19 protein-coding genes are annotated in these 23,686 nt (G+C 66.4%); 14 read left to right on the top strand and 5 right to left on the bottom strand.

The features are described 5' to 3' along the window. The first annotated feature begins 12 nt into the window (after nt 1–12). Entirely contained in the window at nt 13–522 is a 510-nt protein-coding gene (gene purE / locus ACOJCM_RS12510) for a 5-(carboxyamino)imidazole ribonucleotide mutase (protein WP_445212376.1), read from the top strand. Nucleotides 523–544: 22 nt separating this feature from the next. Further along, nucleotides 545–1,681, top strand: coding sequence for a 5-(carboxyamino)imidazole ribonucleotide synthase (locus tag ACOJCM_RS12515; RefSeq protein ID WP_445212377.1), 1,137 nt, complete (start codon nt 545–547; stop codon nt 1,679–1,681). Between the two features lie 63 nt (nt 1,682–1,744). Here the strand turns inward: ACOJCM_RS12515 and ACOJCM_RS12520 are convergent, their stop codons facing one another. Then, nucleotides 1,745–3,766 (bottom strand): PhoX family protein, encoded by a 2,022-nt coding sequence (locus ACOJCM_RS12520; RefSeq protein WP_445212378.1) that lies wholly within the window; start codon nt 3,764–3,766, stop codon nt 1,745–1,747. A 164-nt stretch (nt 3,767–3,930) separates the two neighbouring features. Between ACOJCM_RS12520 and ACOJCM_RS12525 the strand changes: the two genes are divergently transcribed. Further along, nucleotides 3,931–6,273: an EAL domain-containing protein gene (locus ACOJCM_RS12525; protein ID WP_445212379.1), complete on the top strand. Its 2,343-nt coding sequence runs from the start codon at nt 3,931–3,933 to the stop codon at nt 6,271–6,273. A gap of 6 nt (nt 6,274–6,279) precedes the next feature. Here ACOJCM_RS12525 and ACOJCM_RS12530 read toward each other — a convergent pair whose 3' ends face one another. Next, complete coding sequence (locus ACOJCM_RS12530) at nt 6,280–7,080, bottom strand: TraX family protein (RefSeq protein WP_445212380.1); 801 nt, start codon at nt 7,078–7,080, stop codon at nt 6,280–6,282. Nucleotides 7,081–7,176: 96 nt separating this feature from the next. On the opposite strand from ACOJCM_RS12530, the gene ACOJCM_RS12535 reads away from it, so the two are divergent. From ACOJCM_RS12535 to ACOJCM_RS12570, 8 genes are all read left to right on the top strand, one after another. Continuing rightward, nucleotides 7,177–8,136 (top strand): LysR family transcriptional regulator, encoded by a 960-nt coding sequence (locus ACOJCM_RS12535; protein ID WP_445212381.1) that lies wholly within the window; start codon nt 7,177–7,179, stop codon nt 8,134–8,136. A 199-nt stretch (nt 8,137–8,335) separates the two neighbouring features. After that, on the top strand, nt 8,336–8,863 hold the full coding sequence (locus ACOJCM_RS12540) for a TRAP transporter small permease subunit (RefSeq protein ID WP_445212382.1): 528 nt from the start codon (nt 8,336–8,338) through the stop codon (nt 8,861–8,863). Continuing rightward, nucleotides 8,860–10,185, top strand: coding sequence for a TRAP transporter large permease (locus ACOJCM_RS12545; RefSeq protein ID WP_445212383.1), 1,326 nt, complete (start codon nt 8,860–8,862; stop codon nt 10,183–10,185). Before ACOJCM_RS12540 ends, ACOJCM_RS12545 begins: the two co-directional genes overlap by 4 nt. Before the next feature lie 78 nt (nt 10,186–10,263). Continuing rightward, a complete protein-coding gene (locus tag ACOJCM_RS12550) occupies nt 10,264–11,322 on the top strand; it encodes a TRAP transporter substrate-binding protein (protein ID WP_445212384.1) in 1,059 nt (352 codons plus the stop codon). Nucleotides 11,323–11,411: 89 nt separating this feature from the next. Continuing rightward, nucleotides 11,412–12,791, top strand: coding sequence for a glutamine synthetase family protein (locus ACOJCM_RS12555; RefSeq protein ID WP_445212385.1), 1,380 nt, complete (start codon nt 11,412–11,414; stop codon nt 12,789–12,791). A 325-nt stretch (nt 12,792–13,116) separates the two neighbouring features. Continuing rightward, a complete protein-coding gene (locus tag ACOJCM_RS12560) occupies nt 13,117–14,502 on the top strand; it encodes an aldehyde dehydrogenase family protein (RefSeq protein ID WP_445212386.1) in 1,386 nt (461 codons plus the stop codon). Between the two features lie 19 nt (nt 14,503–14,521). Beyond that, nucleotides 14,522–15,703 (top strand): iron-containing alcohol dehydrogenase, encoded by a 1,182-nt coding sequence (locus ACOJCM_RS12565; RefSeq protein ID WP_445212387.1) that lies wholly within the window; start codon nt 14,522–14,524, stop codon nt 15,701–15,703. A gap of 69 nt (nt 15,704–15,772) precedes the next feature. Beyond that, on the top strand, nt 15,773–16,516 hold the full coding sequence (locus tag ACOJCM_RS12570; RefSeq protein ID WP_445212388.1) for a glutamine amidotransferase-related protein: 744 nt from the start codon (nt 15,773–15,775) through the stop codon (nt 16,514–16,516). A gap of 10 nt (nt 16,517–16,526) precedes the next feature. Here ACOJCM_RS12570 and ACOJCM_RS12575 read toward each other — a convergent pair whose 3' ends face one another. After that, entirely contained in the window at nt 16,527–17,783 is a 1,257-nt protein-coding gene (locus ACOJCM_RS12575; protein ID WP_445212389.1) for an NAD(P)/FAD-dependent oxidoreductase, read from the bottom strand. A gap of 154 nt (nt 17,784–17,937) precedes the next feature. Between ACOJCM_RS12575 and ACOJCM_RS12580 the strand changes: the two genes are divergently transcribed. After that, nucleotides 17,938–19,140 (top strand): cation:proton antiporter, encoded by a 1,203-nt coding sequence (locus tag ACOJCM_RS12580; protein WP_445212390.1) that lies wholly within the window; start codon nt 17,938–17,940, stop codon nt 19,138–19,140. Here ACOJCM_RS12580 and ACOJCM_RS12585 read toward each other — a convergent pair. Continuing rightward, complete coding sequence (locus tag ACOJCM_RS12585; protein WP_445212391.1) at nt 19,115–21,349, bottom strand: heavy metal translocating P-type ATPase; 2,235 nt, start codon at nt 21,347–21,349, stop codon at nt 19,115–19,117. The genes ACOJCM_RS12580 and ACOJCM_RS12585 overlap by 26 nt on opposite strands. Nucleotides 21,350–21,428: 79 nt before the next feature. Here ACOJCM_RS12585 and cadR point away from each other — a divergent pair, with 79 nt between their 5' ends. Further along, on the top strand, nt 21,429–21,887 hold the full coding sequence (gene cadR, locus ACOJCM_RS12590; protein WP_445212392.1) for a Cd(II)/Pb(II)-responsive transcriptional regulator: 459 nt from the start codon (nt 21,429–21,431) through the stop codon (nt 21,885–21,887). Between the two features lie 19 nt (nt 21,888–21,906). Then, the gene (locus tag ACOJCM_RS12595) at nt 21,907–22,533 is read left to right on the top strand and encodes a hypothetical protein (RefSeq protein WP_445212393.1); all 627 of its coding nucleotides are present in this window, start codon (nt 21,907–21,909) and stop codon (nt 22,531–22,533) included. Here ACOJCM_RS12595 and iadA read toward each other — a convergent pair. After that, entirely contained in the window at nt 22,521–23,669 is a 1,149-nt protein-coding gene (gene iadA / locus ACOJCM_RS12600; RefSeq protein WP_445212394.1) for a beta-aspartyl-peptidase, read from the bottom strand. The genes ACOJCM_RS12595 and iadA overlap by 13 nt on opposite strands. Nucleotides 23,670–23,686 lie beyond the last annotated feature (17 nt).

Below are 23,686 nucleotides of genomic sequence, written 5' to 3' on the forward strand. Positions count from 1 at the left end.
CGGGAGCCATACATGCAGTCCAACGAGCCGCCACGCGTAGGCGTGATCATGGGGTCGAAGTCCGACTGGCCGGTCATGGAGCACGCGGTGGCGATGCTCGAGCGCCTGGGCGTACCCTGCGAGACCCGGGTGGTCTCTGCCCATCGCACGCCGGATCTCCTGTTCGACTATGCCAAGGGCGCTGCCGGACGCGGCCTGCAGGTGATCGTGGCCGGCGCCGGCGGAGCCGCTCACCTGCCGGGCATGGTGGCCTCTCAGACGGCGCTGCCGGTGCTCGGTGTGCCGGTGGAGTCCAAGGCGCTCAAGGGCCTCGACTCGCTGCTTTCGATCGTGCAGATGCCCGGCGGCATCGCCGTGGGTACGCTGGCCATCGGCAAGGCGGGGGCGACCAACGCCGGCCTGCTCGCCGCACAGATCGTCGGCCTGCAGGATGACAAGGTGCGTGCGGCCGTCGAGACCTTCCGTGCCGAGCAGACGCAAACCGTGCTCGACAACCCCGATCCTCGCCCTGCGAGCGAATGAGCCAGCGAGAGGAGACATCGACATGAACATCGGCGTGCTCGGAGCCGGCCAGCTCGGCCGCATGCTGGCGCTGGCCGGCTACCCGCTGGCCAACCGCTTCACTTTCCTCGATACCACCGGCCATCCCAGCGCGGGGATCGGCGATGTCATGGTGTATACCGACCAGCACCACCTGCTCGACGATTTCCTGGCCAAGGTCGACTTGGTCACCTATGAATTCGAGCACCTGCCGGTATCTCTGGTCCAGGCCATCGAGGAGGTCAAGCCCGTCTTTCCCTCCAGCGAGGCGATCCGGATCTGCCAGAACCGCGCCGAGGAGAAGGCGCTGTTCGACCGCCTGGGGATTCCCACGCCGGCCTATCGCATCGTGGAGAGCGCCGAGGCGCTGGAGGCGGCTGCCCGCGAGCTGGGCTGTCCGGTGGTGGCCAAGTCGGTCACCGAGGGCTATGACGGCAAGGGCCAGGCGGTATTGCGCGACCCCGCCGAGGCGGCAGATGCCTGGCGGAGCATCAACCACCCGCGGCTGGTCGTCGAGGCCTTTGTCGACTTCGTGCGCGAGGTGTCGATCATCGCGGTGCGCGGCCGCGATGGCGAGGTGGCCTTCTATCCCATGGCCGAGAACCTGCACGTCGACGGCATTCTGCGCTATTCGCTGGCGCCGATGCCGGACCTCGACGATAAAGTGCAGCAGACCGCCGATGGCTTTATTCGCACTCTGCTCGACGAACTCGACTACGTCGGCGTGCTGACCCTGGAGCTGTTCCAGACCCGTGATGGCAAGCTGCTGGCCAACGAGATGGCACCGCGAGTCCACAATTCCGGCCATTGGACTCTGGATGGCGCCGTGACCAGCCAGTTCGAGAACCACCTGCGTGCCATTCAGGGTCTTCCGCTGGGCGATACCTCGGCGCGAATGCCCACCTGCATGGTCAACGTGATCGGTCAGGAGGGCGATCCGGCGGCGATACTCGCCATCGGCGACGCCCACCTGCATCGCTACGACAAGCATGAGCGGCCCGGTCGCAAGCTGGGCCACGTGAACCTGCTGGCGGAGAGCCATGGCAAGCTGCTGGAGAAAGTGCACGCCTGTGCCTGGCTGCTGCCGGAGGCGCCGGAGCCGCGCTTCAGCTTCGAGGACAAGTTCAGCCAGGGCAATTGAACCGTTCCTCGAAACGCAGCGGGCCCCGCCATTGGCGGGGCCCGCTGCGTTCAGGCCGAGGCATCACGAACCGATGATCCCACCATCCTCTTTCGTGATGACGAGGGTGGCCGAGCGGGGAATGGCGTTGCCGCCATCCGGCCAGTGGCTGGTTAGCTCGCCCGTGGCGAACGCCTCGGCCGACGTGGTGGCGCCGGGATGCTGTACGTTGACGAACATGGTGCGCTGATCCGGGGTAGTGATCACGCCGGTGATTTCCTGGCCGATGGGGCCGGTGAGGAAGCGCTTGAGCTCGCCGGTCTCTGGGTTGGCAACGAGCATCTGGTTGTTGCCGAATACCTCGTGAATGCCGCTGTTGACCACCGATTCGCTGATGTCGGTCTGGATCCACACGCGACGATCGGGATCGATCCACAGCCCGTCGGGGGCGGCCAGTATGGCATCCTCGTCGAGCGGGTCGCCGTTGAGGTCGCGTCCGGCCTCGCGGTCGCCCGCCAGCAGGAATATCTCCCACTGAAAGTCTTCGGCGGTGTGGGTGCCGTCCTCCTGCCAACGGATGATATGGCCGAAGTGGTTTTCGGCGCGGGGGTTGGCAGCGTTGCGCTGCTCCTCGCTGCGGCGGGTGTTGTTGGTCAGGGTGAAGTAGACCTGGCCGGTGGCGGGATCCACCGCCCCCCACTCGGGACGATCCATTTTCGTGGCCCCGACGTGGTCCGCGGCGCTACGCGTATTGGCCAGGATGTCGGCAAGGTCGTCGAAGCCGTTCTCCGGCGTCAGACCGTTCTCGCCCGGGGCGAGCGCCAGCCACTCGCCGCTGCCGTCGTCGTTGAATCTGGCCACGTAGAGCGTGCCTTCGTCCAGCAGCGAGCCGTCGGCGCTGGCGGACTCATAGGGCCGCGCCGAGACGAACTTGTAGATATACTCGAAGCGGGCGTCATCGCCGGAGTAGCAAACCACCGGCTGGCCCTCCACGGCAGGGGCGAACACCACGCCCTCATGGGCGAAGCGGCCCAGGTGGGTGCGCTTGACCGGCGTGCTTTCGGGGTCGTACGGATCGATCTCCACCATGTAACCGAAGCCGTGGGGCTCGTTGCGGTAGTCCTCGCTGGGCGAGGCGCCGCGGGCCGTGGCGTCGAAGCGCACGAATTCGTCGGCGCCGCCCTCCGCCTTGTGCCACTGATAACGCCCCTCGCTGCGGGTCTCGATGCCGTAGCGCGCCTGGCGGCGGTCGATCTCGGCATCCTCGTTGGCGAAATAACCCGACCAATTTTCCTCTGCGGCAAGGTAGGTGTTCCACGGCGTGACCCCATGGGCGCAGTTGTTCAGGGTGCCGCGGGTCATGCTGCCGTCGGGGCTGTACTTCGTCACCACGTGTTCGGTACCGGCCACGGGACCTGCCAGGCGCATCGGCGTCAGCCCGGTAATGCGCCGGTTGTGCGGATCCTCGACCACCTGCCACTGGCCGTCGTCCCCCTGGCGCACCCGTACCACCGTGACGCCATGGGCATTGATTTCCTTGCGCACCTGGTCGGCATCGCGCGAGCCGTCCTCCTGCTCGGGAAAAGCGCCTGAGTCGAGCGCCAGGCCTCGGGCGGCGGCATGCATGAAACGCGGCTCGACGTACTCGTGGTTCAGCACCAGCAGGCCGTCGCGGGAGCTGCCTTCGAGCGGGAAGAAATGCATGCCGTCATGGTGGCTGCCCACCTGGTGGGCCTGGTCCTCGCCGCTGGCCTCCAGTGAGGCGGCCGGCATGTTGCCGCTGATCGGCGTGCCCCAGGGGATGAAGGTCTGCACCCGATAACCCTCGGGCACCACGACGCTGTCGGCAGTGCCGACCGGAATCGCCTTGAAATCGATGCTCGGTGCCGCGGCGCCGATGTCGGCGGCCAGGGCGCGGCCAATGGGCAGGTGGGTGGCCATGACGCCGGCCACCGCTGCGGCCAGCGTGCCGCGCAGCAGCGTACGACGGCTCATGCGCGCCGCGAGGATGTCGCCGAAGTAGGCGTTGCGCGAAGCGTTGCTCATCGGTTCGTCACCGGCGGCGAGGATCGGATCGACATGGCCGGGCAGGGGGAGCTGGTTCATGGGTGGCCTCGTGCAGGAAAGGGATGGCGAAGTCCGATCTTGGTGGTCCCATGTTGCATGGGGATGACCAAACGCGGTCACTGCGTTGAGGGCCCCACCTCGCCAAGCATCGGCGTATCGCGTAAAGATAGGCAGCTAGCACATTAACCCAAGCGGACTTACCCATGTCCTTCCCGCTACAGGAAGAGCCACTCGAATACGACGGTACACGGTTACCTGATCTTTCCCGCTCCCGTCAGCTGGCCCAGGAACAGATGCACCTGCTCTATGAACGGTTGTGGCAGCCGATCTTGTCCAGCGTTCTGGCGGCGTGTCTGCTGGTGGGGGCCATGTGGCCGATCATGCCCTCGAGCTACCTGCTGGGGTGGCTTGGCGCGCTGGTGGCGGTTTCGGGGGCACGCCTGTGGCTAGCCTGGCGTTACCGGCGCCAGCCTGCCGATCAACGACACAGGCGACGCTGGCTATACCGCTTCGCCTGGGGCGCCGCCCTGGCCGGCTTGCTATGGGGCGTGGCGGGCCTGACCATGTTCACCATGGAGCATCCCGGTCATCTGGCGGCGCTGGCAATCGTACTCACCGGCATTGCCGCCGGCGGCGTGACCACGCTCTCGTCGGTGGCGTGGATGGCGCCGCTGTTCGTCCTGCCCACCATGCTGCCGCTGCTGGTCCAACTGGTGCTGCAGTGGTCCTCCTTCACCCTGTTGCTCTCCGCCATGGTGGTGCTGTTCCTGGGGCTGGTGCTGGTCGCCAGCCGCCGGCTGCATCGCACCATCACCGATAACATCGCCCTGCGCCTGATCGTCTCTTCGCGGGAGCAGCAATTGCGAGTCAGCGAGGCACGCTATCGGGCCATCTTCCGGCATACGCCGCTGGGCGTGATGCACTTCGACCGGGAGGGGCACGTGATCGACTGCAACGAGATGTGCCTCGACATTCTCGGCACCAGCCGACAGCGCCTGATGGGGCTGAACCTGCTGACCCAGCTCCACGACGAACGCGTGACCGGAGCGATTCGCGACGCCCTGGAGAGCGGTACCGGCTATTTCGAAGGCACCTACCGCACCGCGGTCAGCGGCAAGCAGACACCGCTACGCGCCTTCTACAGCGCGCTGCGCAACGAGTCGGGCAAGGTGGTGGGGGGCGTGGCGATCATCGAGGACTTCACCGAACGCAAGCTGGCGGAGGAGACCATCCATCGCCAGGCCTACTTCGATCCGCTCACGGAGCTGCCCAACCGGCGCCTGCTGATCGAGACGCTGGCCTCTACCATTCGCGACCGTCGCGACGATGGGCGCGTGGGTCTGGTGATGTTTCTCGACCTGGATCGCTTCAAGATCATCAACGATACCCTGGGCCACGCAGTGGGCGACGAGCTGCTGCGCCAGGTCAGCAAGCGTCTGCAGCTGAATATCGACAAGGAGGCCATGGCGGCGCGGCTGAGCGGCGACGAGTTCGTCGTACTGATGCCGGCCCTGAGCAGCGACCGCGAGGTCGAACTGCAGCGCGCGGAGCATCGTGCCGAACGGCTGCTCTCTATTCTGCGTCGGGCCTACGACCTGGGCGGTCAACGCATCAGCGTGACGCCGAGTATCGGCTATACCCTGTTTCCGCTGGGGGACGAGGACGTCGGCGACGTACTGCGCCATGCCGACACCGCCATGTACCAGGCCAAGATGAAGGGTCGTGCGCAGATTTGCTGCTACGAGCCCGCGATGCAGACCCAGATGAGCCGGCGGCTGGAAATGGAGCAGGCGTTGCGCCGCGCCCTGGCCGAGGACCAGCTGAGCATCGCCTTCCAGCCCCAGCTCGACGCATCCGGTCGAGTCATCGGCGGGGAAGCACTGATGCGCTGGCAGCACCCACGCCAAGGCTGGATCTCGCCCGAGGTCTTCATTGCCATCGCCGAGGAGAGCGACCTGATCGTCGAACTCGAGACCTGGATGCTGGATCGCTGCTGCGGGCTACTGGCACGCCTGCCGGCGGAGGCCCTGCCGCGGCTCTCGGTCAACATCAGCGTGCGCCACTTTACCCAGCCCGGCTTCGTCGAGGGACTGACCTGGGTGACCGGCACCCATGGTATCGATCCGGCGCGGCTCGTCGTGGAACTGACCGAGAGCATCATGATCGACGGGCTGCAGGATGCCATCGAGCGCATGCGGGCGCTCAAGCGCCTGGGGGTGCACCTGGCCCTCGATGATTTCGGTACGGGGTTCTCGTCGCTCTCCTATCTCAAGTCCTTGCCCCTGGATGAACTCAAGATAGACCGCAGCTTCGTCAGCAACCTCGATACCGACGGCAACGATGCCGCCATCGTCGAGACGGTGCTGGCCATGGCCCAGCATCTCGGCATCGACGTGGTCGCGGAAGGGGTGGAGAACAGGGCCCAGCGGGATTTCCTGCTGTTGCGGGGATGTCGTCTGTTTCAGGGTTTCTACTTCCATCGCCCGATGCCGCTCGACGACTTCGAGCGGCTATTGGCCGAGCGGGTGGGCTCGGATGCAGGATGACGTCGGTCAGCCGAGCCCACCGCTGGCCCATAACCACAGGGCGATCAGGGCGAAGTGTGCCGGGTACCAGGCCAGCCATAGCCGACGAGGCATGGCGACAGGAACGCCGGGGGTCAGGCGGTGAGCGCCGGCGGCCAGCCACAGCACCACAAGACAGGTGGCGACGGTGAATGACTTGGCCATGTCGGAGCTGTTCATCATCCCCGCCACGAGCAGCAGGGGAACGGCCATGGCCACCGCACCCAGACGTTCGACCAGACCGTCGCCGGCGCAATGAAGGTGATACATGGCCAGCATGAACAGCGGAATCAACAGTAGCCCGCGATGGCCATACTCGACCCAGTCGCCGAGCAGGTACCACACGGCCAGCGTGGCGGCGAATGCCGCCCCCAGCCAGGCAATGCTCAGGCTGCCGCGGCGATGGCGCGCGAGCAGATCGCGCAGCCAGGCGCCCCAGGCGAGACCCAGCGCCAGGGTGAAGCAGACATTGAGAATGAAGGCATCGGAGGCGCGTGGCATCAGCATGTAGGGCAGCTGGGCGGCCAGCCCGATGACCAGGATGCGCCGGGCATAGCGCAGCGGGTTGCGGGTATTGAACAGGCCATGCCAGGCCACCATGGCGGCAAACAGGGGAAAGGCGATGCGGCCCAGCGACGACCCCGCCCAGTCGAGTTCCCAGCCGGTGGGTAGCACATAACGGGTCAGGTGGTCGATGGTCATGGTGGCGAGAGCCAGCCACTGGCCCCAGCCGGTCCAGGTGGAGGCGGGGCGCTCGGCCAGCGGCCGGACGATGGCCTGTGCGGTCAACGGAACCTCCCTGTCGTGACGGCGATAATCATCTCTCTGACCGGGGCGCCAGTACGGGAGTTCCGGAGCCTGGCCGCATAGAGCGAGGGTAGACAGATGCGTAGCGGTTTCGGTTTCGATCTTCGCAGCATGGAAATCTTCGTCGAGACCCTGGAGCAGGGCAGCCAGAGCGCGGCGGCCCGGCGGCTGGGGCTCAAGCAGTCCTCGGTGTCGCAGAGCCTGGCGAACCTGGAGGAGAGCATGGGCGTGACGCTATTCAAGCGACACTCACGTCCGCTGGAACCGACCAGTGCGGGACGCTTCTTCTACGACCGCGCCCGGCGCCTGCTCGACGACGCACGCAACACCCGACGCGAGCTGGTCAGCGGCGGCTTCGGCCAGCTCCACCAGGTGCGCCTGGCGCTGGTCGACTCGCTGGCCACTGCAGTAGGACAACCGCTCATCGAGCAGATCCGTCGCTATACCCGCGACTATACCCTGACCACTGGCCTTTCGCACATGCATGGCCACTCCCTGCTGACGCGCCACGTGGATATCATCATTTCCGATGATCGGCTGGAGAATTACGACGGCCTGGAGCGGCACGCCCTGCTGCGCGAACCTTTCGTGCTGGTGGTGCCGCTCTCCTGGAACGGCCCGCTGGACAACCTGCGCTGGCTGGCGCGCCACCTCGATTTCGTGCGCTATACGCCGCAGTCGCTGATCGGCCAGGCCATCGAGCGCCACCTGCGGCTGAATCAGCTCGAGCTGCCGGCCCGGCTGCACCTCGACAATACCTTTGCCGTGCTGCGCCTGGTCGGGGCCGGGGCGGGCTGGACGATCACCACCCCGCTGTGCCTTTACCAGGCCGGCCTCGAGGGGCTCAACGTCACGGTGTCGCCCCTGCCGTTGGCACCGCTGACCCGCGAGCTGACTTTGGTCGCCCGTCGCGACGAACTGGGGGAGCTGCCCGCCCTGCTGGCCCGCGACAGCCGCCGTCTGCTGGAACAGCGCTTCCGCACCCAGCTGCAGCAGGCGCTGCCCTGGCTCTCCGCCGAGGTCGTGACCCGGAGCTGAGCACTCCGCAAGCCCATCTGATGAGCTGACGGATCCTCCCGCTACGCACCGCGAAGGTGCGATGGAGGGCATGGGCGCGCCATCGGGGAACACTATCGATTTCATCGATACTTCAGGCGTTACCGATACCGATGTACGTTGCGAATTCTTGAACGGCGCCTCAAGACTTGGACGAAAGCCAAGCCGACGGGGCCGACCGATGCCAAGAATAATAACGCGCTACGTGCGCTGGGTTGACGCGTTCAACCGCGCGGTGGGACGCATCATCATGTTCCTGATCTTCGTGATGATCGGCCTGCTGCTCTTCTCCTCGGTGGCGCGCACCGCCTTCAACAGCCCGCTGATCTGGAGCATCGAGGTCTCGCAATTCATGATGTCCGCCTACTACCTGCTGGGCGGTGCCTACGCCATGCAGATGGGCGCGCATGTGCGCATGGATCTCTTCTACTCGCGCTGGAGCGACCGTACCCGCGCCGCCGTCGACGCGCTCACCATCGTGCTGCTGTTCGTCTTTCTCGGTGCGCTGTTCGCCGGGGGCATTTCCAGCACCGAATACGCCCTGCGCTACGGCGAGAAGAGCTACACCGCCTGGGCGCCACCGCTGGCGCCGATCAAGATCATCATGACCTTCGGCGTGCTGTTGATGCTGCTGCAGAGCGTGTCGATCTTCTTCAAGGACATTGCGCGGCTGCGCGGCGTCTCGCTGGAAGGGGAGACGCGTGAATGAGCTACGAGATGATCGCCCTGCTGATGTTCTCGACCATGATGCTGCTGCTGCTCACCGGCCAGCGGGTGTTCGGCGTGATCGGCTTCGTCGGGGCCGCCTCGGCACTGCTGCTGTGGGGGCACGGTGGCGTGGAGATGCCCTTCAACGCCGCCATACAGCTGATGAACTGGTATCCGCTGCTGACGTTGCCGCTGTTCATTTTCATGGGCTACATGCTCTCCGAGTCGGGCATCGCCAGCGAACTCTACGAAATGTTCCACGTCTGGATGGGCTCGCTCAAGGGCGGCCTGGCGGTGGGCACCATCGGCCTGATGGTGGTGGTCTCGGCAATGAACGGCCTGAGCGTGGCGGGGATGGCCATCGGTGCCACTATTGCCTTGCCTGAGCTGCTGCGCCGCGGCTATGACAAGATCATGGTGACCGGTGTCATCCAGGCGGGAAGCTCCCTGGGTATCTTGGTGCCGCCTAGCGTGGTGCTGGTGCTCTACGGCATGATCGCCCGCCAGCCGGTCAGCCAGCTATGGTTGGCCGGGGCCATCCCGGGGCTGATACTCGCGGCACTGTTCGTGATCTACATCGTGATTCGCTGTCGCCTGCAGCCGCATCTCGGCCCGGCGCTGCCCGCCGAGGAGCGGGAGCACCTGTCCCTGGGCGAGAAGCTCAAGCTGCTGCGCGCCGGCATCCTGCCGTTGTTGATCTTCTTCGTCATGACCGGCCTGTTCCTGATGGGCGTGACCAGCCTGGTGGAGAGCTCGGCAGTCGGGGCGGTGGCCGCGACCCTGGCAGCGCTGGTCAAGCGCCGACTGACCTGGAAAGTGATCGAAAGCACGGTGCACAAGACGCTGGGCATCAGCTGCATGTTCATGTGGATCATCCTCGCCGCGCTGTGCTTCGGTGCCGTGTTCGATGGCCTCGGGGCAGTGCGTGCCATCGAGAACATTTTCCTCGACCGCATCGGCATGAGCCCGTGGCAGATCCTGGTGATGATGCAGCTCTCCTACATCCTGCTCGGCATGTTCCTCGACGACACCGCCATGCTGGTGATCGTGGCGCCGCTCTACGTACCGCTGGTGATCAGCCTGGGCTTCGATCCGATCTGGTATGGCGTGCTCTACACCATCACCGTGCAGATCGCCTACATGACCCCGCCGTTCGGCTACAACCTGTTCCTGATGCGTGCCATGGCGCCACCGGAAATCTCGCTGGGCGACATCTATCGCAGTGTCTGGCCCTTCGTCGGCATCATGCTGATCGGACTGGCGCTGATCACTATCTTCCCGCAGCTGGCGCTGTGGCTGCCGCAGCTCTATCGCGGCTACTGACAAGCAGGAGGTGACCCACACGACGACGATCGAGTATCCGTTTCTTCCGACAACAAGCAAAACAGCAGGAGAAGACACATGACCAACCGTCGCGATTTCCTCAAGAAGGCCGGGCTTGCCACCGCCGCAACAGTGGGAGCCACGACCCTGTCGGCGCCCTACGTGCATGCCCAGTCGCGCAGCCCGATCCGCTGGCGCCTGCAGACCTACGCCGGGCCGGCGCTGGCCGAGCACGTGATCAAGCCCTCCATCGATGCCTTCAACAAGGCGGCCAACGGCGAGATGGAGATCGAGCTGTACTACGCCGACCAGCTGGTGCCCACCGGCGAACTCTTCCGCGCCATGCAGCGCGGCACCATCGATGCCGTGCAGAGCGACGACGACTCGATCAACGCCCCGGTCGACGTCTCGGTGTTCGGCGGCTACTTCCCGTTCGCCTCGCGCTACAGCCTCGACGTGCCGGCACTGTTCCATCACTACGGCCTGAAGGAGATGTGGGAGGAGGCCTACGGTGAGGTCGAAGGCGTCACCTGGCTCGGTTCGGGCGCCTGGGACCCCTGTAACTTCGTCACTCGCGACCCGATTCGCAGCCTCGATGACCTCGAGGGCAAGCGCGTCTTCACCTTCCCCACCGCGGGGCGCTTCCTGAGCCGCTTCGGCGTGGTGCCGGTGACGCTGCCGTGGGAGGACATCGAGGTCGCCATGCAGACCCGCGAGCTCGACGGCATCGCCTGGGCCGGCATCACCGAGGCCTACACCGTGGGTTGGGCGGACGTCAGCAACTACTACCTGACCAACAACATCTCCGGTGCCTGGGCCGGCTCCTACTTCGCCAACACCGAACGCTGGAACGAGGTGCCCGAACACCTGCAGACCCTGTTCAAGCTGTGCATGGACAGTTCCCACTACTACCGCCAGCACTGGTACTGGTGGGGCGAGGCCCACTACCGCACCACCGGCGGCAAGCTGGAACTGACCTCGATCCCCGAAGAGGAGTGGCAGCGACTCGAGGACGAGGCGCTGGCCTTCTGGGACGAGATCGCCCAGGAGAGTGACCGCAGCGCCCGGGTGGTGGAAATCCTCAAGGCGTACCGCGAGACCATGCAGCAGGCCGGGCCTCCCTACCGCTATGGCTGAGGAAGAGGGCGGGCGCGTCTGCCGCGCCCGCCCTGTCGGCTTGCGCCGCAGGCACGAACGACAACGACAAGAGGTGCGAGGAAAGAGAGATGAGCCGACTCCAGGCAAGAGACGTCAGGAACGCCGACGATGCCCGGCGGATCGTCGAACAGCGTGGCTTGAGCCACGTCAAGGTAGGCATGTTCGACATCGACGGCGTGATGGTGGGCAAGTACATGCGCCGCGACAAGTTCTTCCATGCGCTGACCGAGGGCTTTGCCTTCTGCGACGTGGTGCTGGGCTGGGACAGCAAGGACGAACTCTATGACAACGTCAAGTACACCGGCTGGCACACCGGCTATCCCGACGCCTCGCTGCGGGTGATTCCCGAGAGCTGCCGCGAGCTGCCCTGCGAGGGCGACATGCTGCTGTTCGTGGCCGAATTCACCGGCCCGGCCGAGGCCATCTGCCCGCGCGGGCTGTTGCGTCGCGTGCTGGCGAAGGCCGAGACGATGGGATTCGCCGCCTGCGGTGCGCTGGAGTACGAGTTCTTCCTGTTTCAGGAAACCCCCGAGTCGGTGCGTGAGAAGGGCTTTCGTGACTTGAAGCCGCTGACGCCTGACATGATGGGCTATTCGATGCTGAGGAGCTCGGTACACGGCGAGCTCTATCACGAGCTGCTGGGTATGGCCGAGACGATGGATTTCCCCATCGAGGGACTGCATACCGAGACCGGCCCGGGTGTGCTCGAGGCGGCGATACGTGTCGACGAGGCGCTGGCCGCGGGCGACAAGGGCGCGCTGTTCAAGACCTTCACCAAGGTATGGGCGCAGCGCCGCGGGCTGATGGCCACCTTCATGGCCAAGTGGTCGCCCGACTATCCCGGCCAGAGCGGCCATATCCATCTTTCGCTCAACCATGCCGACAGTGGCGATTCGGCTTTCTTCGATGCCGATAAGCCCCACGGCATGAGCGATATCCAGCGTCACTTCGTGGCCGGCCAGCAGAAGCTGATGCCGGAGTTCCTGGCAATGTTCGCGCCCACGGTGAACAGCTACACCCGCCTGATCCCAGGCTTCTGGGCCCCCACCGACGCCACCTGGGGAGTGGAGAACCGCACCACGGCGCTGCGCGTCATTCCCGGCAGCGCCAAGTCGCAACGGGTCGAGTATCGCCTGGGCAGCGCCGACGCCAACCCCTACCTGGCGCTGGCCGCGGCGATAGGATCCGGCCTGTACGGGATCGAGCAGCGGCTCGAGCCGGACGAGGCGATAACCGGCAACTCCTATGAGCTCGCCCACCCCGAACACCAGGCATTGTCGCGGACGCTGTGGGAGGCGGCCCAGCGGCTCAAGGCCTCGGAGGCGGCGCGCAGCCTGTTCGGCGACACCTTCGTCGAGCATTTCGCGGCCACGCGGGAGTGGGAGGAACGACAGTTCCGCAGGCATATCACGGATTGGGAGTTAGACCGCTATTTCGAAATTATTTGAGCCGCACTGGCTGCGCGATCCGCAGGCTGTGTTGGAGCGAAAACTCGCGATGCTCATTGACTGGAGTCAACTCCGCTCGCTCCTTTCCGCTCCGCCTTGCCTGCGAACCGCTCGCTCAGTGCTTACTGTGGTAGTTCGGGTTGCAGACCAATGAGCGGCGCCGGGGACAGGGCAAAGCGGGGGTCTTCTTCCAGGGAAGGAAGAAGTAGCGTCCAGGGAGGGATTCACAGCGCCCCCGCGGTGGCCTGTCGCTGGAGTAGCCGCGGTCCGGGTGGGAGCAGCGAACTGAGCCTTGTGACTGGTTACTGGAAGGGAAGAGAAGAGTATGGCCATACAGAAGACGATTTCTCCGGTCGACGGGTCGGTCTACGTCGAGCGCGAGCTGGCCGACCCGGCTCGGGTCGAGGCGGCGCTGGAGAAGGCAGTGGCGGCGCAGCGCCAATGGCGCGAGACGAGCCTGGCCGAGCGCGCGCGGCTGTGCGCGAAGATGGTCGATGCCTTCGTCGCCCGGCGCGACGAGCTGGCCGGCGAGCTGACCTGGCAGATGGGCCGGCCGATCGCCGTGGCCGGCGGCGAAATTGGTGGCTTCGAAGATCGTGCCCGCACCATGATCGCCCTGGCGGAGGAGGCGCTCGCCCCGGTCCGGCTGGCCGAGAAGCCCGGTTTCACCCGCTACATCACTCGCGAGCCGCTGGGCGTGTCGTTCATCGTCGCGCCGTGGAACTTCCCCTTCATGACGGCCGTGAACGCCGTGGTGCCGGCGATCATGGCGGGCAACGCGGTGATCCTCAAGCACTCCGCCCAGACCCCGCTGTGCGCCGAGCGCTTCCAGCAGGCCTTCGACGAGGCCGGGCTGCCCGAAGGCGTATTTCAGCACTTGCACCTCGCCCATGAGGCGGCCGAGACGGTGATTGGTGACGCCCGCATTGCCCACGTTTCGTTTACCGGCTCGGTGGCGGGCGGGGCGATGGTCGAGCGCAACGCCGCCGGACGCTTCATCGCCACGGGCCTGGAACTCGGCGGCAAGGACCCGGCCTACATCCGCGCCGATGTGAACCTCGACGAGGCGGTGCCGGGCGTGATGGACGGGGCCTTCTTCAACTCGGGCCAGAGCTGCTGCGGCATTGAGCGCATCTACGTGCACGAGTCGATTTTCGACGACTTCGTCGAGCGCGCCGTCGCCTGGGTGCGCCAGCTACGGCTCGGCAACCCCACCGACCCCGAGACCACCTTGGGTCCGCTGGTGCGCCCCGCGGCGGCCGACTTCGTGCGCGGCCAGGTCGAGGAGGCGGTGGCCGCCGGCGCCAAGGCGTGGATCGACCCTGGCGACTACCCGCTCTCGCGGCCTGGCAGCGCCTACCTGGCACCACAGGTGCTGACAGGGGTCGACCACTCGATGCGGGTGATGAGCGAGGAGAGCTTCGGTCCGGTGGTCGGCATCGTGCCGGTGGCGGACGACGACGAGGCCGTGCGGTTGATGAACGACAGCGAGTTCGGCCTCACCGCGGCGGTCTTTACCCGCGACATCGCCACGGGCGAAGCGCTTGCCGCGCGGCTCGAGGCAGGTACCGTCTTCACCAACCGCTGCGACTATCTCGACCCGGAGCTGGCCTGGACCGGCGTCAAGCGGTCGGGGCGTGGCTGTTCCTTGTCCCGCCTGGGTTACGAGACGCTGACCCGACCCAAGTCCTTCCACCTCAAACACGCCTGAGCTGGCCCAGGAGACCGCCATGAGCCACGACATGACCCCCTACACCATGGGCTGGAACTACCCTTCGAATATCCTCACCGGGGCGGGGCGCATTCGCGACCTGCCCGAGGCGTGCAAGGCGCTGGGCATGGGTGCGCCGCTGCTCGTCACCGACCCGGGGCTGGCGGCACTGCCCATGGTTCAGGAATGTGTGCAGGCGTGCCAGGATGCCGGCCTGCGCATCGCCGTGTTCACTCAGATCAAGGGCAACCCCACCGGGCGCAACGTGCTCGATGGAATCGATGCCTTCCGTAGCGGCAGCCACGATGGTGTGATCGCCTTCGGTGGCGGCTCGGGGCTCGATGCCGCCAAGGCGGTGGCCTTGATGGCCAACCAGCGTGAGGGGCTATCGCTGTGGTCGCTGGAGGATGTTGGCGACAATTGGAAGAACGCCGACGCCCAGGCCATCGCGCCCATCGTCGCCGTGCCCACCACCGCGGGTACCGGTTCCGAGGTGGGGCGCGCCTCGGTGATTACCGACGAGGCGGAGCACGTCAAGCGCATCATCTTCCACCCGGGCATGGTGCCGGCGACGGTGATTCTCGACCCCGAGCTAACCGTGGGGCTGCCACCGGCGATCACCGCTGCCACCGGCATGGATGCGCTGTCGCACTGCATGGAGGCGTGGTGCTCGCCCAACTACCACCCCATGGCCGAGGGCATCGCCGTGGAGGGCATGCGCCGCATCGATCTCTACCTGCAGCGTGCCTACAGCGACGGCCAGGATCTCGAGGCGCGCATGAACATGCTGGTGGCGTCGAGCATGGGGGCGACCGCCTTCCAGCGCGGCCTGGGCGCCATGCACGCCCTGGCGCATCCGCTCGGAGCGTTGTTCGATGCCCACCACGGAACCCTCAATGCAGTGCTGATGCCCTATGTGCTGCGGGCCAATGAGCGTGCCATCGGCGAGCCGATGGTGCGCCTGGGTCGCTATCTCAACCTGGACCAGCCGGGTGCTGCGGCGGTGATCGACTGGGTGCTGGGCCTGCGCGAACGGCTCGGCATTCCGCACACCCTGGCGGAACTGGGCATCGATACCCGCCAGGCCGACAAGGTCGGGCGCATGGCGGTAGCCGACCCTTCATCGGGCTCCAACCCGATCGCCTTCGACACCGGCGAGTACCGCGATATCTTTGTCGCCGCCGTGGAGGGCCGGCTCTGATCGTGTTTGGCCAACGCTGCCGTAATGGTCAGGCAGGGATCCAGGGAAGGCTCAATGAGGGAAGGCTCAATGAAAGGAGATCCACCGATGCGCATCGGGCTATTGCAGTGCGATGACGTGGCGCCGGAACTGCGCGAGGCCCACGGCAACTATCCGGAAATGTTCGCGGCCCTGTTCCGGCGGGTCGATCCCACGCTGGAGTTCCAGGTGTGGCGTTGCCTGGACGGCGAGATACCCGACGACATCGAAGCCGTCGATGCCTGGATGACCACCGGCTCGAAGTACGGCGTCAACGATGGACTACCCTGGGTCGAGGCGCTGTGCGGCTTCGTGAGGCGCCTGTGGCGGGCCGAAAAGCCACTGGTGGGTATCTGCTTCGGCCACCAGCTGATGGCCAAGGCACTGGGCGGCGAAGTGGTCAAGAGCGATCGGGGATGGGGCGTGGGCCTGTCATTCAACCGCATCGAGGCCCGCGTCGAGTGGATGGACCCCTGGCAGCCGGGCCTCGACCTGCTGGTGAGCCACCAGGACCAGATCGAGGCGCTGCCGCCCGAGGCCAGGGTAATCGGCGGCAGCGAGTTCTGCCCCCACTACCTGATGCAAATCGGCGAGCATTTCCTTGGCGTGCAGGGCCACCCCGAATTCACCAAGGAATACTCGCGCGACCTGATGGCGCTGCGCCGCGAACTGGTAGGCGAGGAGCGCGTGCGCAAAGGGCAGGAGTCGCTTCGCACCGAAGTCGACGACACGCTGATGGCGCGCTGGATACTGAATTTCATGCAGCGGGCAATAGCGCTGCGCGGCGAACCTTGAACGGTTTCCATTAGCGGAAGCGAGCGGCGCTGCATCCCGCGAGCCAGGCGGGCGCGTCCCCCCTGAGGCTGGCGGCCAGCAGGCGCCCGGTGGTGGCCGCCAGGGTCAGGCCCAGGTGGCCGTGGCCGAAGGCGTAGCTGACGCCGGGCAGGGCCGAGGCGGGGCCGATCACTGGCAGCGAGTCGGGCAGCGAAGGTCGCAGGCCGAGCCAGCGCTGGCTAGGCTCGCCGAGCGGACCGAAGAGTGCCTCGGCATGGCGCCGTATGTAGTCGAGCCGCCCTGGGTTGGCGGGGTCGTCGGGGTGACCCAGCTCGACCGTGCCGGCGATGCGCAGACGGCCGGCCATGGGCGTGAGGTAGAAGGCGTGTTCGCCGGGGCAACAGGGGCGGCTGACAAGCTCGCGGGCGGCGGGGAACTCCAGGTGGTAGCCGCGCTCCGCCTCCAGTGGAATGTCATCCCCGGCGGCACGTGCCAGCGGTTGCGAGCGAATACCGGCGGCCACTACCACTCGCTCGGCCTGCCAGGGGCCTTGGTCGGTATCGATATGGAGGCGGGCGTCCCGTGCCTGAAGCCCCAGCGCCTGGGCGCGCATGAGCCGAGCGCCACGGCTCACCAGCCGTTCGGCCAGTCGCTGGGCCAGGGTTAGCGGGTCGCTGAGATGGCAGGCGTCGGGGAACAGGATGCCGCCCTGGGCCAGACCCTCCAGGGCTGGCTCCAGCGCTGTCAGGGCGCGAGAATCCAGTCGCTCCTGGGCCACGCCGTAGCGCTCGCGCACGGCGAAATCATGCTGCGCCTCGTGCCAGCCCTTGGCGCTGCGATAGAAGTACAGGGCGCCGCGCCGATGCAGGGTGACACCTTCATCCTTGCCCTTCAGGTCGTCGAGTACCCGCTGCCAGTCGTCTGTTGCAGGAGCCAGCAGTTCGCTCAATACCCGAGTGGCTTGCTCGGCGCTGCGGCGGTTGGAGGCCTTGAGAAAGCGCCATAGCCACGGGGCAAGCCTGGGCAGGTGCTGCCAGCGAAGGTGGAAGGGCGACCCGGGTGAGAAAAGCAGGTGCGGCATCTGCCGCCACAGGGCGGGCTGGGCCAACGGCTCGACGGCGTAGCTGGCCAGCGTGCCGGCGTTGCCGGAGGAGGCTCCGCTGCCGGGTGGCTCGGGATCGACCAGGACGACCTCCAACCCTCCTTGTTGCAGGTGCCAGGCACAGGCCAGGCCGACGATGCCGGCCCCGATGATCATCACCTCGGCGTGCTGGGTTGGCTGGTTCATGTCGTGTCGGCTATTCCTGGTCGCCGCCTGCGTGGCGTCTCGTTCACCGATTCTCATACGCTGGCGCGTTGAGCGGCAAGCCAGTCAGTTTAACAACGCGGCCAGCGAAGGATAGGCTGTGCAGTGTTCGCCCGTACCACGGAGATTCAGGGAGATGACGCTAAGCGAAGCCTGGCAGGAAGCCACCCGACACCTCGACCTGGCCTCGGCCAACTTGATTCTGCTGGGCCTGATCCTAAGCCTCAGCATCCTCGCCGACACCGTCGCCAGCCGCACCCGGCTGCCGCGAATTTCGTTGCTGGTGCTGGTCGGCGTGGGCGTCGCCATCGTTCAGCAGGTCTGGCTCGGCCAGGAGGGAGGGCGCCCCCTGGAGGGGCTCGGCGAACCGTTGATCCAGGTCGCCCTGGTCATGGTCGCCTTTCTGCTGGGCGGTGAATTGACGCTGGAGCGGCTGCGCAGCACCGGTCGACTGATTTTTCTGCTCTCCTTCGCAGTGCTGCTGGTGAGTCTGGCGGTGGTGGGCGTAGGGCTCCTGCTGCTGGGCTATTCCATGCTGGTCGCCATCAGCCTGGCGGCCATCTCGGTGGCCACGGACCCGGCCGAGGTGCGCGAGGTCATCCAGGAAAAGAACGACACGCGATTGCCCGCCCGGTTGCTGATGGGCATCGTCGCGATCGACGATGCCTGGGGCATTCTGACCTTCGGCCTGGCCATGGCGCTGCTGGGCTGGCAACTGTCGGGCAACGCGGGCGAGGCGTTGCTGCTGTCGCTATGGGAGCTGGGCGGGGCTGTGTTGCTGGGCTTGGCGATTGGCATTCCCGCCGCGTGGTTGACGGGTCGGCTACGTCCCGGCGAGCCCACCCTGGTCGAGGCGTTGGCGCTGATCCTGCTGCTGTCCGGGCTGGCCGAGTGGCTGGAGGTCTCGGCGTTACTGGCCGCCATGCTCACCGGTGCGCTGGTCGCCAATCTGTCTCGTCATCACACCCGTTCGTTCAATGAAATCGAGCATATCGAGTGGCCATTTCTGGTCTTCTTCTTCGTGCTCTCTGGAGCAAGCATCGACCTGCGCTATCTCGGCAGTGCCGTGTGGCTCACCCTGGCCTATATCGCGCTGCGCGGGGTGGGGCGCTATCTTGGCGGCGTTGTCGGCGGCGGCCTGGTGCGCTCGCGAGAGGTACAGTTGCCTCGTGACTTTGGGCTCGCCCTGACGCCGCAGGCCGGTATCGCCATGGGCATGGCGCTGCTGGTATCGGAGCGCTATCCCGAGCACGGGCCGCCCCTGCTCTCGGCGGTGGTGGCGTCTACCGTGGTATTCGAGGTGCTCGGGCCCTTCATGGTGCGGCGGGTGCTGCGCTGACCGAACCGTTAACGCCACGCGTACGCAGCAGGCGCAGGCCATTGGCCACCACGATCAGGCTGGCCCCCATGTCGGCGAATACCGCCATCCACAGGGTGGCGTGACCGGTGAAGGCCAGCGCCATGAACACCGCCTTGAGGCCCAACGCCAGGGCGATGTTCTGCAGCAGTACCGTGCGTGTGCGCCGTGACAGGCGCAGAAACTCAGCCAGACGGCGCGGGTCGTCGTCCATCAGCGCCACATCGGCGGTCTCGATGGCGGCATCGCTGCCCAGTGCTCCCATGGCGAAGCCGATGTCGGCACGAGCCAGTGCGGGAGCATCGTTGATGCCGTCCCCCACCATGCCTACCGTACCCTGTTGGGCGCGTTGTTCGATCATCGTCAGCTTGTCCTCCGGCAGCAGCGAACCATGGGCCTCGTCAATGCCGGCCTGGGCGGCCACCGCGGCCACGCTCGCCGGGTTGTCGCCGCTCAGCATCAGCGTGGTCACGCCCAGGCGATGCAGGGCCTCGATGGCTTCACGGCTCTCCTCGCGCAGCGGGTCGCCAACGGCGAACAGCGCCAAGGGGCAGGCCTCCTCTCCTAGGATCACCAGGGTTTCGCCACGGGCCTCGTGCTCGGCCAGTTGAGCTTCGATTGCCTCGTTCGCTGTCGCGAACTGCTGCATCAGACGGCGGTTGCCGAGCCATACGACCCGGTCCTCGTGCCGGGCGACCACCCCGCGGCCAGGCAACTCCTGCACGTCATTCACGGCCAACGGGGAGATGGCATTCGCTTCGGCATCGCGGGCCAGCGCCGCCGACACGGGGTGCGACGAGCGTCCGGCGAGCCCTGCCGCCAGGACACGCAGCCGGGCCTTGCCGGCCTCGTCCAGGCTGGCACCGAGCGGGTTCCAGGCACGCTGCGAGGGGCGGCCCTGGGTCAGGGTGCCGGTCTTGTCGAAGGCCAGGGTGGACAACCGATGGCCCTGTTCGAGCACGTTGCCGCCCTTGATCAGGATACCCGAGCGCGCGGCGGCGGCCAGACCGCTGACGATGGTCACCGGGGTGGAGATAACCAGGGCGCAAGGACAGGCGATCACCAGCAGTACCAGGGCGCGGTAGACGCCCTCGAGCCAGCCGATGCCGAACAGCCACGGCAGGGTGAGCGCCACCAGCAGGGCGATGGCGAACACCGCCGGGGTGTAGACGGCGGCGAAACGATCGATGAAGCGCTGGGTGGGGGCGCGGTTGGCCTGGGCCTGCTCCACGGTATGGATGATGCGGGCCAGGGTAGTGTCGGCGGCGGCGCGGGTGGTGCGGTAGAGGAATTCGCTGCCCTGGTTGACGCTGCCGGCAAACACGGTTTCTCCCGGCGCCTTGTCGACCGGCAGGCTCTCGCCGGTGATGGGCGATTCGTCCAGTGCCGGATGGCCCTCGGTGACGTTGCCGTCCAGCGCCAGGCGCTCGCCGGGGCGCACGCGTACCAGGCTGTCGACGGCGACGTTGCTCGCCGTCATGCTGCGATAACTGCCGTCGGGCTGGCGCACGCTGGCGCTTTCGGGGGCCAGCGAGAGCAGTTCGCGGATGGCGTTGCGTGCCCGGCCCAGCGAGCGCGCCTCGATGCGCTCGGCCAGGGTGAACAGCACCAGCACCGTGGCTGCCTCGGCCCACTGGCCGATCAACAGCGCACCGGTCACCGCCACGCTCATCAGGGCGTTGATATTGAGGGTGCGGTGGCGCAGGGCGATGAAGCCTTTCTTCCAGGTGGGCAGGCCGACCAGGACGATGGCGGCAAGCGCCAGCACGGCAGCGAGCCAGGGCTCCGCCATCTCCAGCCAGTGGCTGGCCTCGGCCGCCAGGGCGAGAGCCGCAGCCACGCCGATCTTCCACCAAGGCGCCTCGTCGCGTGTTGTCGGTACCGTGCGCTGCGTGGGGTCATCGCGCTCGGCCGTCATGCCGGTGGCGGCGATGCGGCGTCGAATGGACTCTTCGCTGACATTGTCGTGATGTACGGTGAGCCTGCGCCCGATCAGGTCGAAGTCGAGCCGCTCGATACCGGGCATATCTTCCAGTGCCCGGCGCAGCAGGCCTTCCTCGGTGGGGCAGCACATCGCCTCGATGCGCAGGCGTAGCGACTGCGTATCGGGGGTAGGTGCGACCCGTCTCGGCGTGTCAGTGACAGCATCGGGCACGCTGCAGCTGGAGCAGCAGGATCGTTCAGCCACCATGGTAGGGCTCCCTGTCATTGGTCTACCATGATGAAACACCCTGTAGCCACTACAGGGTCAAGCGACTTGTGAGGTGTTGATGAAGATCGGTGAACTAGCGACTCGCACGGGCTGCCCGGTAGAGACCATCCGCTACTACGAACGCGAGGGGTTGCTGCCCGAACCTGCCCGCAGCAGCGCCAACTATCGGCTCTACGCCGAGCCTCACGCCGAGCGGCTACGCTTCATCCGGCACTGCCGCACGCTGGACATGACGCTGGACGAGATTCGCATCCTGCTCGACTATCATGACCGTCCGCGCCAGCCCTGCAATGCGGTCAATGGACTGATCGACGATCACCTGGCCCACGTGGAGGCCCGCATCGAGCAGCTTCAGGCGCTACGACAAGCGCTGGTGACGCTGCGCTCGCGCTGTAACGGCGAGTCCGACTCCAGCCACTGCGGCATCCTGCATGAGCTGGCCCAGCCAACGCCGCGCGAGCTCGCCGTGGAGGCCGGCGAACCCAGCCACGTGCCGGGACCGCATGGTGGCCACTGACGCTAACGAGGAAGCCCGCATGTCGCACAGGGACGTACCCGCCTACTACTCGCAGTGGGTCTCCAGTGAACTCGTCCCCGCGTTTTTTACCGGACGAATGCACGCCGCCGACGACCCGCGCTGGGCGGAGTCCGGGGCAGACAGCGCCCATGACTATGCACGCTGGGCCTCGCATATCTGCGGTATGGCGTGTACCAAGATGCTGCTCGAGGAACTGGCCAGTGAGCGGCCGACGCTTTTCGAACTCCTTGGCAGGAGCCTGGAAGCTGGCGGTTACGTGGTCACCGAAGCAGGAATTAAAGGGCTCTATTATCGCCCCTGGGTGCAACAGTTGAGGGAGCGCCACGCGCTTGACGCCGAGGTGGTAGAGCACGTGGAAGCCGAACGACTCGTCGCCTGGCTGGCCGAAGGGCACCGTATCATCGCCTCGGTCCACCCCTCGATCCGAACGCCCGCGCAGGAACCCCCGCATCGTGGCGGCCATCTGGTCTACCTCTTCGGCCTGGATGACCGGGGGCGCCTGCGCTTGCACAATCCCTCCGGCTTGCCCGGCGTGAGTCAGGCCGACGCACGCCTCGAACGCGAGGTGTTCGAGCGCTTCTTTGCCGGGCGGGGAATCTTGGTGCGCTGTCATCATCCGCGTTGATACACCCTGCGACCCATGGCCCAGACCTCGTCAATGGCCCATTCACCCTCGGCCAGTACCAGAAAATCGGCATCGCGACCGGATTCCAAGCGCCCCTTGACGGTGAGCCCGAGGGCATCGGCGGCGTGAGTGCTGGCCACGCCGATGGCCTGCTCCAGGGCGATGCCGTGCTCGTTGATGCACTCGCCCAGTACTTCGAACAGGCTGGCGAGCCGGCCGGGCTCGAGGCCGATGAAGCGGCGCTGCTCGTCGAAGCGGGGCAGCGAGGCGTTGGCATCCGACGACAGGGTGACACGCGAGGGCTCGACACGAGCCTGCAGCGCGCGGGCCACGGCTTCTGCGGCCGGCACTTCGCCGCCCGCCAGCAGCTCCGGTGTGGTGCTGGTCGTAAAGTCGATACGCCCGCCTTCCCGGGCGAAGCGCAGGCCGTCTTCGAACAGCTCGGCGGTGCGGTTGATGTGGGTCGGCAGGAACTGGGCCAGCGGAATGGCGCTGTCGCGTGCCGCTTCGCGCAGCGGCTCCAGGTGTGTCGGGGCGTCGCCGGTATGGATGAAGACGATGCCCGCCTTGCCGGCCAGCATGCCGGCGGTACGGGCTTCCGAGGCCAGGCGAGCCAGTTCGAAGGCGGAGGGCTGCGAGCCGCGGTGGTCGCTGATGGCGACCTCACCCACGCCGATGAATTCGGGAATGTAGAGAATGTCACTGCCAACCGAGCCGGTCAGCGTCACCGGCGGCAGTTGGTAGGAGCCGGTATAGCAGTAGGTCGTCAGGCCACCCGCGGCGAGTTCCCGCGCCTTGCCCAGCAGGTTGGCCGGCGTGCGGGTCAGGGCATCGGTGCCCAAGGCACCGATGAGCGTGGTGACGCCTGAGCTCAGCGCGGTTTCCAGGGTCAGCTCGGCGGTGCGCGTGCCGAAGCCCCCCTCGCCGCCGCCACCGATGAAGTGCACCAGGGGATCGACGAGGCCGGGGATCACACGGCGTCCCTGCAGGTCGATCACCTCGACGGCCGAGCCTTCCGCGGGCACCGGCTGATCGCACGGCACCACGGCGGCGATGCGCCGATCGGCGAGCAGCAGATGACACATCCCCATGGCTTGCGGTGCGTAGAAATGTGCGTTCTTCAGCAGGATCAGCATTGTGGCTCCTCACTCAA

The sequence above is a fragment of the Billgrantia hypersalina genome (genome assembly GCF_052584175.1).

Bases quoted from the DNA above. Each gene is read 5' to 3' on its own strand.
- ACOJCM_RS12555 (WP_445212385.1), top strand. From the start codon at position 11,412: ATGAGCCGACTCCAGGCAAGAGACGTCAGGAACGCCGACGATGCCCGG.
- ACOJCM_RS12565 (WP_445212387.1), top strand. From the start codon at position 14,522: ATGAGCCACGACATGACCCCCTACACCATGGGCTGGAACTACCCTTCG.
- ACOJCM_RS12545 (WP_445212383.1), top strand. From the start codon at position 8,860: ATGAGCTACGAGATGATCGCCCTGCTGATGTTCTCGACCATGATGCTG.
- ACOJCM_RS12595 (WP_445212393.1), top strand. From the start codon at position 21,907: ATGTCGCACAGGGACGTACCCGCCTACTACTCGCAGTGGGTCTCCAGT.
- ACOJCM_RS12550 (WP_445212384.1), top strand. From the start codon at position 10,264: ATGACCAACCGTCGCGATTTCCTCAAGAAGGCCGGGCTTGCCACCGCC.
- ACOJCM_RS12515 (WP_445212377.1), top strand. From the start codon at position 545: ATGAACATCGGCGTGCTCGGAGCCGGCCAGCTCGGCCGCATGCTGGCG.
- purE (WP_445212376.1), top strand. From the start codon at position 13: ATGCAGTCCAACGAGCCGCCACGCGTAGGCGTGATCATGGGGTCGAAG.
- ACOJCM_RS12580 (WP_445212390.1), top strand. From the start codon at position 17,938: ATGACGCTAAGCGAAGCCTGGCAGGAAGCCACCCGACACCTCGACCTG.
- ACOJCM_RS12570 (WP_445212388.1), top strand. From the start codon at position 15,773: ATGAAAGGAGATCCACCGATGCGCATCGGGCTATTGCAGTGCGATGAC.
- iadA (WP_445212394.1), bottom strand. From the start codon at position 23,669: ATGCTGATCCTGCTGAAGAACGCACATTTCTACGCACCGCAAGCCATG.
- ACOJCM_RS12560 (WP_445212386.1), top strand. From the start codon at position 13,117: ATGGCCATACAGAAGACGATTTCTCCGGTCGACGGGTCGGTCTACGTC.
- ACOJCM_RS12525 (WP_445212379.1), top strand. From the start codon at position 3,931: ATGTCCTTCCCGCTACAGGAAGAGCCACTCGAATACGACGGTACACGG.
- ACOJCM_RS12520 (WP_445212378.1), bottom strand. From the start codon at position 3,766: ATGAACCAGCTCCCCCTGCCCGGCCATGTCGATCCGATCCTCGCCGCC.
- cadR (WP_445212392.1), top strand. From the start codon at position 21,429: ATGAAGATCGGTGAACTAGCGACTCGCACGGGCTGCCCGGTAGAGACC.
- ACOJCM_RS12575 (WP_445212389.1), bottom strand. From the start codon at position 17,783: ATGAACCAGCCAACCCAGCACGCCGAGGTGATGATCATCGGGGCCGGC.
- ACOJCM_RS12585 (WP_445212391.1), bottom strand. From the start codon at position 21,349: ATGGTGGCTGAACGATCCTGCTGCTCCAGCTGCAGCGTGCCCGATGCT.
- ACOJCM_RS12540 (WP_445212382.1), top strand. From the start codon at position 8,336: ATGCCAAGAATAATAACGCGCTACGTGCGCTGGGTTGACGCGTTCAAC.
- ACOJCM_RS12535 (WP_445212381.1), top strand. From the start codon at position 7,177: ATGCGTAGCGGTTTCGGTTTCGATCTTCGCAGCATGGAAATCTTCGTC.